The 13,500-nt window shown below is 72.0% G+C and carries 23 protein-coding genes; 2 read left to right on the forward strand and 21 right to left on the reverse strand.

Going from position 1 to position 13,500, the window contains the following annotated elements:
- Positions 1–6 precede the first annotated feature (6 nt).
- The 19 genes from ABD335_RS22985 to ABD335_RS23075 all read right to left on the reverse strand — a co-directional run bounded on the left by ABD335_RS22985 (position 7) and on the right by ABD335_RS23075 (position 11,657).
- Positions 7–318 carry a hypothetical protein gene (locus tag ABD335_RS22985; protein ID WP_344326655.1) on the reverse strand — a complete coding sequence of 104 codons (312 nt, stop codon included), beginning with the start codon at positions 316–318 and terminating at the stop codon, positions 7–9.
- On the reverse strand, positions 315–701 hold the full coding sequence (locus tag ABD335_RS22990; protein WP_344326657.1) for a hypothetical protein: 387 nt from the start codon (positions 699–701) through the stop codon (positions 315–317). The genes ABD335_RS22985 and ABD335_RS22990 overlap by 4 nt, the downstream gene beginning before the upstream one ends.
- Positions 702–704: 3 nt before the next feature.
- Positions 705–929, reverse strand: a complete 225-nt coding sequence (locus tag ABD335_RS22995) for a hypothetical protein (RefSeq protein WP_344326658.1) — start codon at positions 927–929, stop codon at positions 705–707.
- Position 930: 1 nt separating this feature from the next.
- Positions 931–1,275, reverse strand: coding sequence for a hypothetical protein (locus tag ABD335_RS23000; RefSeq protein WP_344326660.1), 345 nt, complete (start codon positions 1,273–1,275; stop codon positions 931–933).
- 20 nt (positions 1,276–1,295) lie between these two features.
- A complete protein-coding gene (locus tag ABD335_RS23005; protein WP_344326663.1) occupies positions 1,296–2,246 on the reverse strand; it encodes a major capsid protein in 951 nt (316 codons plus the stop codon).
- Between the two features lie 18 nt (positions 2,247–2,264).
- On the reverse strand, positions 2,265–2,906 hold the full coding sequence (locus ABD335_RS23010) for a hypothetical protein (RefSeq protein WP_344326665.1): 642 nt from the start codon (positions 2,904–2,906) through the stop codon (positions 2,265–2,267).
- Between the two features lie 49 nt (positions 2,907–2,955).
- Positions 2,956–4,071, reverse strand: coding sequence for a phage minor capsid protein (locus ABD335_RS23015; RefSeq protein ID WP_344326667.1), 1,116 nt, complete (start codon positions 4,069–4,071; stop codon positions 2,956–2,958).
- A gap of 15 nt (positions 4,072–4,086) precedes the next feature.
- Entirely contained in the window at positions 4,087–5,592 is a 1,506-nt protein-coding gene (locus ABD335_RS23020; protein WP_344326669.1) for a phage portal protein, read from the reverse strand.
- Complete coding sequence (locus ABD335_RS23025; RefSeq protein ID WP_344326671.1) at positions 5,589–6,872, reverse strand: PBSX family phage terminase large subunit; 1,284 nt, start codon at positions 6,870–6,872, stop codon at positions 5,589–5,591. Before ABD335_RS23025 ends, ABD335_RS23020 begins: the two co-directional genes overlap by 4 nt.
- Positions 6,862–7,392 (reverse strand): helix-turn-helix domain-containing protein, encoded by a 531-nt coding sequence (locus ABD335_RS23030; RefSeq protein ID WP_344326674.1) that lies wholly within the window; start codon positions 7,390–7,392, stop codon positions 6,862–6,864. Before ABD335_RS23030 ends, ABD335_RS23025 begins: the two co-directional genes overlap by 11 nt.
- A 54-nt stretch (positions 7,393–7,446) precedes the next feature.
- On the reverse strand, positions 7,447–7,845 hold the full coding sequence (locus ABD335_RS23035; RefSeq protein WP_344326676.1) for a hypothetical protein: 399 nt from the start codon (positions 7,843–7,845) through the stop codon (positions 7,447–7,449).
- A gap of 251 nt (positions 7,846–8,096) precedes the next feature.
- Positions 8,097–8,501, reverse strand: coding sequence for a hypothetical protein (locus ABD335_RS23040; protein WP_344326678.1), 405 nt, complete (start codon positions 8,499–8,501; stop codon positions 8,097–8,099).
- Positions 8,502–8,571: 70 nt separating this feature from the next.
- Entirely contained in the window at positions 8,572–9,210 is a 639-nt protein-coding gene (locus tag ABD335_RS23045) for a hypothetical protein (RefSeq protein WP_344326680.1), read from the reverse strand.
- Entirely contained in the window at positions 9,210–9,656 is a 447-nt protein-coding gene (locus ABD335_RS23050; RefSeq protein ID WP_344326682.1) for a hypothetical protein, read from the reverse strand. The genes ABD335_RS23045 and ABD335_RS23050 overlap by 1 nt, the downstream gene beginning before the upstream one ends.
- Positions 9,653–10,105: a hypothetical protein gene (locus tag ABD335_RS23055; RefSeq protein ID WP_344326685.1), complete on the reverse strand. Its 453-nt coding sequence runs from the start codon at positions 10,103–10,105 to the stop codon at positions 9,653–9,655. Before ABD335_RS23055 ends, ABD335_RS23050 begins: the two co-directional genes overlap by 4 nt.
- Positions 10,105–10,974 carry a protein transporter Sec31 gene (locus ABD335_RS23060; RefSeq protein WP_344326687.1) on the reverse strand — a complete coding sequence of 290 codons (870 nt, stop codon included), beginning with the start codon at positions 10,972–10,974 and terminating at the stop codon, positions 10,105–10,107. The genes ABD335_RS23055 and ABD335_RS23060 overlap by 1 nt, the downstream gene beginning before the upstream one ends.
- 73 nt (positions 10,975–11,047) lie before the next feature.
- Positions 11,048–11,221, reverse strand: a complete 174-nt coding sequence (locus ABD335_RS23065) for a hypothetical protein (protein WP_344326689.1) — start codon at positions 11,219–11,221, stop codon at positions 11,048–11,050.
- Positions 11,218–11,358 (reverse strand): hypothetical protein, encoded by a 141-nt coding sequence (locus ABD335_RS23070; RefSeq protein ID WP_344326691.1) that lies wholly within the window; start codon positions 11,356–11,358, stop codon positions 11,218–11,220. The genes ABD335_RS23065 and ABD335_RS23070 overlap by 4 nt, the downstream gene beginning before the upstream one ends.
- Positions 11,359–11,363: 5 nt before the next feature.
- Positions 11,364–11,657, reverse strand: coding sequence for a hypothetical protein (locus tag ABD335_RS23075; protein WP_344326693.1), 294 nt, complete (start codon positions 11,655–11,657; stop codon positions 11,364–11,366).
- A gap of 179 nt (positions 11,658–11,836) precedes the next feature.
- On the opposite strand from ABD335_RS23075, the gene ABD335_RS23080 reads away from it, so the two are divergent.
- Positions 11,837–12,142, forward strand: a complete 306-nt coding sequence (locus ABD335_RS23080; RefSeq protein ID WP_344326694.1) for a sigma factor-like helix-turn-helix DNA-binding protein — start codon at positions 11,837–11,839, stop codon at positions 12,140–12,142.
- Complete coding sequence (locus tag ABD335_RS23085; protein WP_344326697.1) at positions 12,139–12,507, forward strand: hypothetical protein; 369 nt, start codon at positions 12,139–12,141, stop codon at positions 12,505–12,507. The genes ABD335_RS23080 and ABD335_RS23085 overlap by 4 nt, the downstream gene beginning before the upstream one ends.
- Positions 12,508–12,565: 58 nt before the next feature.
- On the opposite strand, the gene ABD335_RS23090 is transcribed toward ABD335_RS23085, so the two are convergent.
- Complete coding sequence (locus tag ABD335_RS23090) at positions 12,566–12,754, reverse strand: hypothetical protein (RefSeq protein WP_344326699.1); 189 nt, start codon at positions 12,752–12,754, stop codon at positions 12,566–12,568.
- Positions 12,751–13,452: a hypothetical protein gene (locus ABD335_RS23095; RefSeq protein WP_344326701.1), complete on the reverse strand. Its 702-nt coding sequence runs from the start codon at positions 13,450–13,452 to the stop codon at positions 12,751–12,753. The genes ABD335_RS23090 and ABD335_RS23095 overlap by 4 nt, the downstream gene beginning before the upstream one ends.
- Positions 13,453–13,500: the final 48 nt, after the last annotated feature.

Raw genomic sequence — 13,500 nt, forward strand, 5'->3', positions numbered from 1 at the left:
CACCTCCTACTCCAGATGGACGGTCGTGTTGGACGGGACCGGCAGGGAGCCGCCGTCGGCCCGGTCCACGCTGATGACGGTGGTCTTCCGGCCGCCCGGCAGCGTCACGCGGGAGCCGAGCGGCGGCCGGTGCTCCACCGGAGCGATGTAGGAGGCGCTGGATACGGTGTCCGAGCCGTCCGGGCCGCGCACGAGGCGGGTCTGCTCCGAGAGCAGGCACCGCACCTCGATGGGCGGCCCGTACACGTCCCCGAACCCCCCGGACCCCTCCAGCGGCTCCACGGTCACGACGTGCTGCCACAGGCCGGTGGGGATCACGTCCACACCGTCCGGGGCAGGTTAAGCGCCTCCAGGATCTCCACGGCCTCAGCAGTGAGGGCCGTGTCGTCCTCCACGCGGGCGCCCGCGTCCGGCCGGGACATCGACACGGGCCCGGCAGAGACGGACGTCCACGGGCCCAGTTCCGCGCGCTCGGCCTCACGCCCGGCCCAGGCGTCCACCTGCACGCACACCGCCTCGCGGAACGCGCTCCGGGCCTCCGGAGCGGCCGGGTAACCGTCGGCGTCCACCTCGTACACCGCTGCCACCATGGCCGCGTCCACGAGGCGGGAGGCCCGCGCCAGCCGCCGGGCGGCGTTCGCCGGCGCAGGCTTCCCCGTGTACGCCTCCAGTTCGGCCGTGGTGGCGTAGACGCGGCCCACGGCCTACTCCTCCTCGAACTGGTCGGCCGACTCGTCCCGGGTGGCGTCCTCCGCTTCCTCGCGCGGTACGTCCTGCGAGGCTGCGGGCTCGTCGCCGATGCGGTAGCCGGCGTTGCGGCAGTAGGCGACCGCCCGCGGGTCGTCGGTCTCCGCACGGCCGTCCTCGAACTGAAGGCCGCCGGGGCCGGGGCCGCTGAACCCCGTGTCGGGGTGGAGTATCACGGCCACGTCAGACCGCCTTCGCGGTGCTCTCGCCCGTCTCCAGGTTGTGCGTGACCTCCACCTCGGTGCCGTCCGGGCGGGTGGCCCGGTAGGTCTCGATGCGGTCCTTCGAGGTGTCCCGCTCCTCCGTCTCCGGCGTGCTGAGCGGGACGACGGTGTTGACGGTGCCGTGCCCCGCCTGCGCCGCCGCGCCCTTGTCCGGCGTGACCGACGTGGCGCGTTCGGCCGGGTCGGTGGTGTCCGCCGGGCCGTCGCCGGGCGCCGTCGTGGACGGGGCGTCGGTGTGCGCGTCGAGGCGGGTCTCCTCCGGCAGGTCCCCGCCGCTCTTGCTGCTGGTCTTCCTGGTCGCCATGGTCCTGGTTCCCTTCCTGATCAGGCGGCGAGGACGCCGCGCAGCCGGGCAGCGGCCTTCCCGCCGAACACGGCGAGGCCGCAGTAGAACTCGATGCGGGTCCTGTAGGCGGGCTTCTCCTGGAGCTCGCCCAGGTCGTAGACCTGCACGCCGCCGTTGGTGAGGCCGGTGACGGCCTGGTCGCCCTCGTCCTGGCCGAACCGCACGGCGTAGATCGAGCTGGCGTTGGTGGCGGTGCCCTGCGTCTCGTTCTGCGGCAGGATGTCCACGCCGGCGGCGGTGGTGCCGGGGTCGAGCATCGGGATGCCGTTGTAGGTGGGGATGCGCTTGACCATGCCGGGGCCGTCGCCGAAGGACTGCATGATCCAGTCGGTTCCACCGAGGCGCCGGCCGGAGGACAGGATCTTGGCGCGGACGGCCTTGTTCATGTACAGGGCGTCCACGTCGCCGTTGACCTGAGCGATCAGCGCGTCCAGCGCGTCGAAGAAGTCCTGACCGCCCGCGACCGGGCCCATGCCGTTGGTGTCGGCGTCGAGCACCTGGGAGCCGGTGAGGCGCTTCTTGAGGCCGTCGAAGCCCTTGGGGTCCACGGCGACGTCGCCGTTGAAGAAGTGGTCCTGGAACTTGTACGACGCGGCCTTGACCTTGAGGCGGGTCTGCGCGGCGCGCTGGTCGTTGAGGTTGCCGCGGGTCTGGACGATGAAGCGGTCCACGTCGGCGTCGCCACCGAGGATGACCAGGCTCTCGGACTTCTGGTTGAAGGTGCCGGTGGACTCGGTGTACGCCTCGTTCACCGACCGGAACGCCACGCCGGGCAGGGTGGCTTCCTCGTTGTAGGCGTAGGCGTTGCCCTGGATGGTGAGCAGCGGCAGGCGGTCCAGGATCACGGACTCCTGCACGAACGTCTCGATGACGCCGCGCTGGAGGTTGTCCTGCGACAGAACCGCGGCCTCCGCGAGGGTGACTGCCATGAGGGTTCCTCTCTCGGGTTACTGGGTGGCGTAGGCCGCGCGCAGCCGGTCGAGACCGGGCGCCGCCTTGTCCGCGGCCGACGTGGGTGCCGGGCCGCCGGTGAACTCGGAGCCGCCGCGCTGGGGCGGGGGCGGGGTGGCCTTCAGTGCGGGGTTTCGGTTGGCCGCTTCCTTGGCCGCCTTGACGATGGCGTTGGTGTCGCTCGGGTCGAGCGTCTCCACAGCGGCCTGGAAGGACAGGGAGTCGGCGAGGGCGGCGGGGTTGGCGCCGTGCTGGTCGGCCGTCTCGTACAGGGCGAGCCGGATGAGCGCGCTGTGAGCGGCGGCGTCCGCCGTGCGGATGCGCTCCTGCGCCCACTTCGGCAGGGACTCCACGCGGTCGTTCGTGGGCTCGCTCTGCGGCTCCTGCGGGGGCTCCTGCTGCGGTGCGGGCTCGGTCGGCTGGGCGGGCTGCGGCGCGGGCGTCGGCTGAGGCTGGGGGGCTGGTGTGGGTTGCGGCTCCGGGGCGGGAGGGGTGGCGTCCTGCTGCTGGCCGCCGTCACCGCTGGGGGTGCCTGCGCCTGCGTCGCCCTCGCCGGACCCGCCGGCGATGGGGTAGATGGGGCGCCCATCCGCGCGGTAGCCGAGCACGGTCCGGGGGTGGAAAGGGGTGCGGTGCATGTGCCCTCCTGGGGCGCATCGGGCCCGCGCCTGGCGGGCGGTGATGTGGTCAGCGGGAGCCGGTGATCTGCTCCCGGTGGCTCTTGCGCGGCAGCCCGGTCTCAGCGGTGAGCGCGCGGATGCGGGCCTGGTACTCACGGACCTTCGCGTTCGCGCGCTTGCGGGCGGGCTCGTCCAGCGCGGCAGCCGCCTTCCGCTTCCAGGCGCGGACCTGCCGCTCTAGGTAACGCTGCTGCTGCGACTGCTCGTAGGTGCCGCGTTGCTCTACGGGCTCCAGCGCCCGGGACAGCCCCGGGAAGTAGGCGCTCACCGAGTGGCGGCAGTTCGGGTGCAGGAGTCCAGCCGTGCGGGCCTCCGGGAGCGATCCGGACACCCGCACGGTGAGCATCCGGGTGTCGTCGGTGGCGTGCCGGACCTGCACCGTCCGGGCCCCGCCCGCGCCATCGCGGGTGAGCACCTTCCCCTCCCAGGGGCGGCAGAGGGGGCACTCCTCCGGCGCGCGGGACACCCGGACGAGGTCGATGCCGGCGGCGCCGAGCCGGTCAGTGTGGGCCTGCACCGCGGCACGGCCGACCGCTGAGCGGGTGGCCATCTCGGCATAGGTCACCATGTCCCACGCCCGGCCGCGCGCGTCGATGAACCCGGTGATGCCGCGGGCCGCGAACTTGTCGAGGGCGCGCTGTGCGGCCTGCCGTCTCGTGTTCGCCCCCGTCAGCGGCGCGGCCGACGCGCGGGTGATCACGTCCCGATAGGCGTCCACTGAGACGCGGAGGATGCGCTGATGCACCGACGATGTCTCTTGGACCGCGGCGGCGGCGAGACGATCCACGGCCGCCCCAGCCGGGACCGCCTCGGCCGCCGCCGCGGCCTGCCCCACACCCACCGCGCCCAACTCGGCAACGGCAGCCTGCATCCCCCGCTGATACGCCTCCGCAACGGCCTGCCGGGTGGCGTCCGTGGCGTCGGCGGCGAGAGCGTCGATGACCGCCTGCACTCCGGCGGCGAGGTCCCCGATCGCCCGCGCCTTGAGCTCGGCCCACAGTGGGGACTCCAGGCCAGCGGCGAGCGCGGCCCGGATGCGCTCGATGAGCACCAGCTCCGCTTCCTCGTACAGGACGGCGACCGTGCGGGCGAGGTCCTCGGCCATGTCCGGGGAGACCGGCACCGGCGCTCACCCCCTCTATGGCAGGAGCCCGTCCTGCATCGGGTCCGGCACGGCCCGGCCCGTCTCGCCCTGGATGCGCTCCACCTCGGCCTGGACCTGGGCGTCCTCCCAGTCGGGGTGGACCATCCGCACGAGCGTCTCTGTGGAGGCGGCCTCGGCTTGGCGGAGCACGTTCGCGGTGTTCGCCAAGCTGGAGGGGTCCTCGGACACGGCGTCGGGCCACTCCAGCGCCGGGCGCACGACCTGCACCCCGGAGCGGAACACGGCTGCGTCCACGGCCAGCAGCGCCCGGTAGGCGTCGGCCAGCGGGCTCCAGTAGATGACCTTCTTGTCGCGGGTCAGGTACGAGCGCCGCTCCCGGGCGACGACCTCGGTGGCGGTCGCTGCGGCGTCTCCGGTCCGGCCGAAGGTCTGCGTTGAGTAGCCGGCGGTGCGGAGGATCTGCTCTACCAGGTCGGCGGCCGTGTCCCGGTGCTCAGCCACTCGGATGGCGAACTGCACGGGGGTGATCGCGGCCGGGTCGCCGGGGCGCGGCAGCGCGTTGACGTCCTCGTACACCGCCCGGTCCGGGTCGAACGACGCGCCCTGGCCGGGCCCGTTGGAGTCGAGGTACGAGCGGGGGACCACGATCCTCGCTTTGCCGAGCTGGATCTCCCGCATCCACGACGAGTAGACCTCGTCCAGAGCGTCGAGGAGGGGCTCGATGCCGTCCAGGTCGGACCGGCCCAACTGGGCTGCACCTCGTATCGACCTCCAGCGCCGGTTGGGCCGCATGTTCGGCACGTACACCGCGGCGAGCCCGTCCAGGCCGGTGTAGATCGCCCCGTTCTCGTCCACCTCCGTCGCGAGCGGCGCGGTGGCCTCGTGCTCCGTGAGTGGGACCATGCGTCCGAGGTCTTCGCGGGTGCCCTCGTACAGGCCGTGCAGGATCATCCCGGGCTCGTGGCGCTCCAGGTGCCGCAGCACGATGCCGCCTTCGGCCCGCAGCTCCTCCCAGAAGGTGACGGCCGCGAGCTGGCCCCACCGGAACTCCGGCACCGCGGCGTCGGCGTGGACCACGCTGAGCCACGGCCGGTCAGCGAGCTCGGTGTCCCACGCGGGCCGGAGGTACACCCCGCCCAGCGCGGCACAGACCTCCGCGGCCTCCAGCAGCGTGGCGTGTACGCCTTCGTCCAGAAGCTCGTCCAACCGCTGCTGCGTCCGCTCGTCCTCCACGGTTGCGACGGGCGGTTCGGAGAACAACAGGTCCGCGCTGGTCTGGCAGATGTCCGACGCCAGCGGCACGTGAAGCTTGGACCGCTGTTCCCCGGCCGGCGTCGGGCGGCCCCAGAACCAGCGGGCGACGGTGCCTACGATCCCGCCGCGGTACTGCGACGGCCGGGCCGCGGGCACCATGGTGCTGCCGTAGATGGACGCGAGCCGGTCCGGGTCGCCGGTGTACCAGGCGTCCCACACGCTCATGCGGGCGAGCACGGTCTCCGTCAGCGGAGGCGGCCACGGGCCGCCGGCGGGCAGGCTCATGCAGCTACCTCCAGCAGAGTCGGAACATGCGGGCGCCACAGCGCCTCGGTCGTGCGGATGCCGTACCGAAGGGCGTCACAGGAGTGGTCGTTGGCCTTGACCGGCTTGTCCTCGCCCTTCTCCGCTGCGTCCGGGTCCCACGAGTAGCCAGGCAACTCGTCGATCAGCCCCGCACACGAGCGGTGGATACGGAGCCGGTCGGCGGACAGCAGCGTCGACACCTGCCGGATACCGTCCACCACCGCGTTGTCCGCAGGGGTGATGCTGGGCACGCCGTCGCGGTGGAGCTGCTCGATGAACGAGGAGGCGGACGGGTCCACCACCGTCCACTCCGGCGCGACTCCGATGACGTTGCTGTGCGGGTGCGGCACGCGGGCCAGCCACTCCCGGCGGGCTCGGGAGTATTCGGCGTCGGTCATCTGCCTGTGTTCGCGCCGCGAGTCGTACCGGTACTCGGCGATGGCGTACAGCCGCTGGTCTTCACCGAGCCCGATCAGCAGGTCCGCGAAGGGGTTGACGGTGCCGTAGTCGATCGCGTCGCACAGCCACCGTCGGATGGGCGGCAGGTCGGTGACGACGTGCCGGTCCGGGTCGAACATCTCGTAGATGGCGCCATGCGCGAGGCACCAGTCTCCGAGGATGAACCTGCGGTACCACAGGCCCGTGTACTGCCGCTTGAGGCGGGCGACGACGCCGGGGTCCATCGACGGGTTGTCGTCCAGGGTGAAGTGCCAGTGCCGCAGCCCCACCGCGTCGGCGCGGAGGATGAACTCGCGGCGCAGCCAGTGGCCCGGGCCGTCGGGGTTCGTCGTGGCCAGCAGCCGGGACTCCGACCCAACGCGGAGCCGGGACAGCAGCATCATCCAGAACGAGTGCGGCACGAGGGTCGCCTCGTCCACGTAGGCCAGAGCCACGGTGCTGCCTCGGATGCGGCCCTCCGCGCGGGCGTCGGACGCGCCGACGAGGTGGACGGTGCGGCCCAGGATGACGGCCGTCGTGCTGCCGGTGGTGTGGTGCACGTGGCGGGCGAGCGGCCCGAACAGGTGCGTGCTCTGGAGCGGATCGAGGAGGTTCCGCTCGATAGTCTGGAGCGTCCGGCCGACGATGACGATCAGCCCGTGATCGGGCGCCGCAACGAGCCGGATCAGGAACGCGATCAGGCTCGCGATCGTCTTGCCGCTGGAGACCGCCCCGGACCACAACGCGAGCGGCGCGTCCTGAGCCTCCACGATCGACGCGACCTGACGGCGGGACAGGGGGAGCGGAACGTCACGGAGCATCACCGTCCCCCTCGCTCTGCTGCTGTTCGCGGTAGACCGCGCTCAACCCGGTGAGGAGCTGCCCGACCATGCCCTTCGCGGCCTCCACGCCGTCGTCGGAGTCCAGCGCTTCGAGCTTGGCGGCCTGGTTGAGGTACTGGGTGATGGCGCCGGCGAGCGCCTTCTCCTCGTGCGCGGGCACGTGGTCGAGTACCTCGGTCTCGATGCCGTTGACGGTGGTCGACGTGAACTTGTACTGGTCGGCTTCGAGCCGGTCGAAGACGCGTTCCGCGCGCCCGTATGCGCGGTCGATGAGCGCGGCCCTGCGTGCCTTGGCGTCGATCTTCCGTGCCTCGGTGGCTGCGGCGGTCATCGTCCGGTCGAAGGTGAGGCCGAGTTCTTCGGCGATGACGCTGATGGTCCGCGGGGAGCGCTGCATTCTGCGGGCGATCTCGTTGCGGCCGAGGTTCTGCCCGTGGAGCTTCCGAACCTGTTCGTAGTCGGCGTCGGTGACGGGCCGCTGGTTCTTGCGGAGTCCCACGGTCGGTCACCTCCCGGCGGGTGTGCGGTGCCCGCCGGAAGGTGACGGGTCAGGTCAGGGGCATGTGGCGCCCTTCACGGGCTCGTACTCGGTGGCGCCTTCGTCCATGCCGGTGGCGGCGGCGCCCATCGCTCCGACGGCCTTGCGCCCGTTGGCGAGGCGGTTGTCCGCGGCGTCGCTGCCGCCCGACGCGCAGTTGATGGTGATGAAGTAGCCGGCTTCCTCGGTGAGGTCCTTGGCGACGTCCTCGAAGATGGTCTTCAGGCCCTTGGTGGAGTCGACTTCCACGACGATCTCGCGTTGGTTCCCGGAGTCGTCTTGCTGGACGATCTCGTACGGCGGGACCTTGGCGGGCTCGGTTTTGGTGTCGGCGGTGTCGTCGCTGCCGGTGCACGCGGTGGTGAGGGCGAGGAGCATGGTGGCCGCGATGGCGGCGGTGTGTCGTGTGCGCATCCGGCCATGGTGCGCCCGGGCGGGCGTGCGCGCGGGAGCTGTTGCCGGATGGTGACATGGGGTCGGCCCCCGCCCAGGTGGGTCGGGGGCCGGAAGCTTGTGTCTGGGCATGCCGCAGGTGCCCCCATGATGGGGGATGTCCCGCCCGGATGCAACTACGGGTGTAGTGAGGCCCCGCCGTCGGGGGGTGACCGGCGGGGCCTCATGGGTGGGATGCTGGGCGGCACCCGTTCCAGTGTGGCAGGCGGCGCTCAGTTCGTCTCGTCTCCCGGTTCAGAGCCGTACCGCTCCTGCTCCTCCTCCATGAACGGGTAGCCGAGGTAGTAGCCGACCCACGCCGTCTCGATGTACGTGTGCGAGCGGCACGGCATGCACACGGCGTACACCCGCCCCTTGTCGATATCAGGCTGCCGGACCTGCACCCGGCCAGAGCCGTCCAGCAACTGCGTCTCGAAGACGAAGGACAGCGGCTGCCACTGGTGCTCGCCGTCCTGCGTCTTCGGGCAGCGCGTCGCCGACTGGTCGCCCGCACCCCCACTGCGGAGCGGCCGGTGCCGCCGCGTGTCGCAGCCCGGGTGGCCGCACTTCTCCCAGCCCCAGTCGTCTCCGTCTCGGAGCCAGTAGTGCTCGCCGTCGTGGTTCTTGCCCCCATACATGGGTTCATCCTCTCGTGTCAGTGTCCGCAGTGGGGCTTCGTCCACCAGCCGCACAGCTTGCAGTACTCCATCAGCGGGCCACCTCCCCCCGGCGGGCGGCGGTCTCGGACGGCTCGTAGATGATCGTCATCCCCTGCTCGCGGACCACTCTCGGAGCGTTGTTGCTGTTGTTGTTGCTGGCCTGACCTGCAACAACATCGCTCTCAGGGGCGTCGGGAGAGGGGGAGGGGAGGGGCGGGAAGTGGGCCGCATCCACGCCCGTGGAGACACTCCCGCTCATACGGACGGCCTTGGTCGGCACCCCCGCTTCCTTCAGCAGCTCCCGCACGCGGGCGTTGTCCACCCCCAGCGCGCGGGCGAGGGCGGACAGGTGGACGTGCGGGTCGGCCAGCTCGTGCATCGCGGCCACCAGCTCACCCAAGCCCGGACCCGCCGGCTCCTCCTCCCCCTGCTCCTCGCCGGGCTCCTCATCCTTCGGCGACCGGCCAGCAACCCACGCCAGCCCCACCACCGACCCCGCGGCCACCCACATCAGGCCACGCTCGGTGTAGACCGCCGACCCGGCCCACAGGCCACCGCCAAGCACGCCGAACGCGCGCCAGCCGCGGTCCTCCCAGTCCTTCTCTGCCATGACCCACTCCCCCGGCCTGCGGACGAGGACGAGGGAGCCGCGGCACAGCCGCTCAGCGGCCTTCTGTAGGGCGCTCATCACAGCCCCATGGAGGCGAACGCGGTGCGGATGATCTCGATGGGCATGGCCCAGATCCCGCCCGCCGCGCCGTACACCACGGCGGCGACGAAGCCCCAGACCGCGCACCACTTCGCGCTGAAGTCCGTGTACCAGACGGCGACGGTGATGACGATCGCGATGGCCCCGGGGCCGATGTCCCCGAGGGCGCTGCTGCCGCCGGTGATCCCGGCGAGGATGTTGCTGACGACCTGCGAGGGGTAGGCCCAGATGCCGCCCGCGACGACGGTGAAGATGGCCGCGGCGAACGCGACGACGAGGGCCCCGTTGGGGGGCAGCTTCCGTTTGCCGCCCTTGCGGATGCCGAAGAACAGGATCGCGGCGAGGACGAGGGCGGTGCCGCCTGCGCCGATGGAGCCGAGCATGGGCCCGTCGGCGGGTGCGGCGAGGAGGGTCAGGGCGTTCACGGGGCGCTCCAGTAGCCGGGTGAGAACAGGCAGAGGGCGAGGACCGCGCCGGCGAGGGGGACGCGGGCGAGGAACCGCACGACGGGCTGCACGGGTTCGGGGAGGAGCCGGGCGGCATGGCGGCCGTAGCGGTCGGCGATGGTGGCGACGATGACGAAGCCGGTGCCGATGACGATGGCGCCGCCGGTGCCGATCTCGCCGACGTCGTGGAGGACGTCGGTGAGGGCGGGGACGTAGCCGGTGGCCCAGCCGAGGCCGGCGGCGGCGCCGTTGAAGGCGAGCTGGGCGGCCTTGCGGTTCTTCCGCTCCTCGGGGTCGGTGTGGCGTTCGTGGATGACGTAGTGGGTGATCCGCTCGTAGGGGCCGGGTGTCTTCTCCGGCTCGGGCTGGTGGTCGTCGCCGTAGAGGGCGGTCCACCAGTCGTCAGAGGGCGGGGTCTTGTCGGCCATCAGGCGCTCCGGCGGAAGGCGCGGAGGTACCGGGTGACGGTCTCCTCCTTGGCGTTGGCGTCCGCCACGGTCCGGACGTAGCGGAGGACCGCGTCCGGGTCGGTGATGCCGGAGTCCGCGGCGTTCCGGACCGCGTCCCGCACGGTCATCGGCCCGGCGGTGGTGAGCGCAGGGACGGGCTCCGGAGTCTCCGGACGGTCCGTGGGCTGCTCCGGATCGGTGTCCGGACGGTCCGGAACCGTGTCCGGAGCGGTCCGGAGAGCGGCCTCCTCAGCGGCCACCAGCGCGCGGGCGCGGGCCAGTTCCCGGCGGACGGCGACCATGGCGAGCTGCCCACCGGCGTCGGCGCGCTGCCGGTCCACCCACTGCTGCGTCTTGTCGTCCAAGGGCTTGGCGTGGTGGCGGAGGACGACGGTCCAGATGCCCTTGACGATGGCGGAGACGGTGGCGCCGATGAGGCCGACGACGAGCGCTCCCTCCAGGTGCCCGTGGACGGCGACGGCGACCATGGCCATCAGGAGGGCGGCGTGGCCGGCCTTCCTCGGGAGGGCGGCGCGGCGGGTGTCGTAGCGGGCGAGCCACTCCAGCGCCATGCACATCATCCACGCGAGGTCGAACGCCAGCGCCGCGCCGTAGGCCGGGACGGGGTGGACGACGCGGTCGAGGAGGCCGCCGACGGACGCGGTGGTCCAGCCGATGCAGATGACGAGGAGGAGGCCGGCGGCGGCGGTGACGGCGGCGAGGATGGTGCGGTCCCAGTCGCGCGGGGGGACGGGGACTTGCTCCTCGTAGCGTTCGAGGACCATCTCCGTCTTGCCGTCGATGGTGTGGGGGACGAGCCGGGTGCGCTGGACGGTGCGGGTCTTCACGTGGGGCTCCAGGCGAGCGTGGGGGCCGGGCCGCGGGGTTGGTGCCTCCCGCGACCCGGCCGGCTGGGTGGGATCAGTAGCCGCGGATGCGGCGGCGGAGCCGGTCGAGGGCGTCGCAGCGCCGGCAGTCGTCGGGGTCGTGGTGGTCGTGGACGCAGGCGGTCGCGACGATCACGAGGAGAAGGACTGCGAGCGCGGCCCACGCGGCGGCGGCGGCCAGTTGGGCGATCTCGGTGGCGAGGCTCATCGGGTGGGCCTCCGTCCGGGGGTGCCGGCCTGCTGGTTGCCGTTGCGGCGGGCGTCGGCGAGCTGTCCGCGAGCGGCGGCCTGCCGCTCGGCGCGCTCCTCGGGGGTGCCGTAGTCGCGCAGGTCCTGTTCGGCCATGGCGGTCACAGCTCCCGGGCGGCGTCGGCGAGGATCAGCGAGTACTCGCCGCGAGTCGTGACCCGGTCGAGCTGCGGCATGTGGGCGAGGAGCTGCCGCTCCTGCCCCCGGTCGCCGTCGGCGAGGTAGTGGGCGAGGACGATGCGGTCGCCCTCGTTGAACTCGCGGGACGGCTGGTGGTTGCGGAGGTCTTCGGCGCCGATGGTGAGGAGGTGGTGCAGCAGGTCGGCGTTGACGGCGTCGGCGAGCAGGACGCGCCGCAGCCCTTCGTCGGCCTGGTTGGGGTAGGTACGCTTCACGGCAGGTCATCTCCTGGTCGAGTCAGGTGGATGGCTGGCCCCGGGTGGAGTTGCAGCTCCCCCGGGGCCGTTCTGTTGGTGGATCAAGGCACCGGCAGCGTGGCCAATGCCCGAATTGCAGGGTACCCTACAACGAGACAGGTTGGGTAGGCCACGCTCCCGGCAGGAAGGGAGTGGGCGTGACGGACGAGGAGGTGCGGCGGGTGCTGGACTCCATCGACGCGCTCGGGAGCACCGGCGACGCGGAGGAGAGAGCGCGACGCCTCACAGAGCTGCTCGACCAATGGCCGTCCACGCACGCGAAGGTCCGGGAGATGCGGCAGCAGGCGATCGCTGAGCTGTACGACAGCGGTAACGGGCTGACGTACAAGGAGATCGGCGACATGCTCGGTATCAGCTTCGGGCGCGTCCGGCAGATCATCGCGGGCGAGACGGTCAGCCCCAAGAGACGGAAGCCCACAAGAAAGCCGGAGGACAACGCATGAGCGACTTCTTTGAGGCTGGACGCCTCTACCAGCACCCCGACGAGGGCGTGTTCCTCGTCGCCTACGTCGGCACCGCACCCGAACCGTTCGAGTACCACTCCGAAACGTTGGGCGTGGCCTTCGGCTGGCGGCGCGGCCTCTCCCCGAACGGCGTCGTGGAGGGCCTCGGCTCCTACACCACCCCCGACTTCCACGGGTGGGAGCCGATCGACAACCCCAGCGCGGAACCGTCCGGCTGCCGCTGGTGCGGTGTGGAGGAGCGCGAGCACATGCAGCGCTGGAAGTCCTCCGTCGGCTGGCACCAGTGGGCCGCCCCTACCGATGAGCAGCGCAAGGCGCGGATGCTCGCCCGCCGCGGCGAGTAGCCGTAGGCCTGCGTGAGCCCCCGCCCATCCCTGGGCGGGGGCTCCGTGCTGCCAGGGGTCAGGCTTCGTCGGGTTGTTCGTGCTGGGTGATGCCGTGTTCGGTGTGTGCGTCGGCGAGGGTGACGGCCGGCCCGCCAGCCTGCGCCACGAGGGCGTTGACGCGGCTGGTGCGGCGGCAGTCGTCGCACGGCAGCGGGCAGACGGGTCCGGTGCGGAAGATGCGGCACCAGGTGACGAGTTCGGTCATGCGACGGCTCCTTCGGTGGTGCGTGTCCAGCCGCACGCGGTGCACTGGACGGCGGGGTCGCGCCCGTCGCCGCCTTCGACGACGAGCCGGCCTCGGCAGTGGGGGCAGGGGTGCGGCAGCGTCTCGCGGCGGCGGGCGGTGACGAGGACGTGCTCGATGCGGCGGGCGGCCTCGGCTGCGACTTTGGCTATCCGCTCGCGCTGCTGGCTGGTGAGGGGCCGGAACGGGGCGTCGGGGTCCTGCGGCTCGGCAAGGCGTTGCTGGAGCCACACGGCCGCGTACACGGCGGTGCGGGTGGGCGCTGCGGGGGTGAAGTCCCACCGCCTGCGGTCGGCGGCGTCCTGGGTGGCGAGGAGCGCGGCTTGCCGGTGGATGCTGTCGGTCCAGCCGCGGCCCATGTCCACGCTGAGGGGCGCGCGCTGGACTTGGGCGGCGATGTGGTCGGCGGTGCTGACGAGGGCGAGGGTGACGGTGCGGGCGGTGTCGATGACGTCCAGGTCCAAGGGTGGTTGCCCCGACGGGACTTCGAGTTCGCGGACGGTGCCGAGGGGCCGGGCGGTCTCGGCGAGGGCGGTGAGGTAGTCCGTGAGGCGGCCGGAGGGGGGCCATGGGGCGTGGACGTGGGTGTCGAGCATGTCGTCCAGCAGGTGCCACTGGTTGATGACGGTGGCGAGGTGCTGGTGCGGGGTGGCGTTCATGGTGCTCCTGTGCTGGGGTCCGGCCGGTGGGGGACGGCCGGGCAGGGG

The organism is Streptomyces macrosporus (genome assembly GCF_039533145.1).
GTDB lineage: Bacteria > Actinomycetota > Actinomycetes > Streptomycetales > Streptomycetaceae > Streptomyces > Streptomyces macrosporus.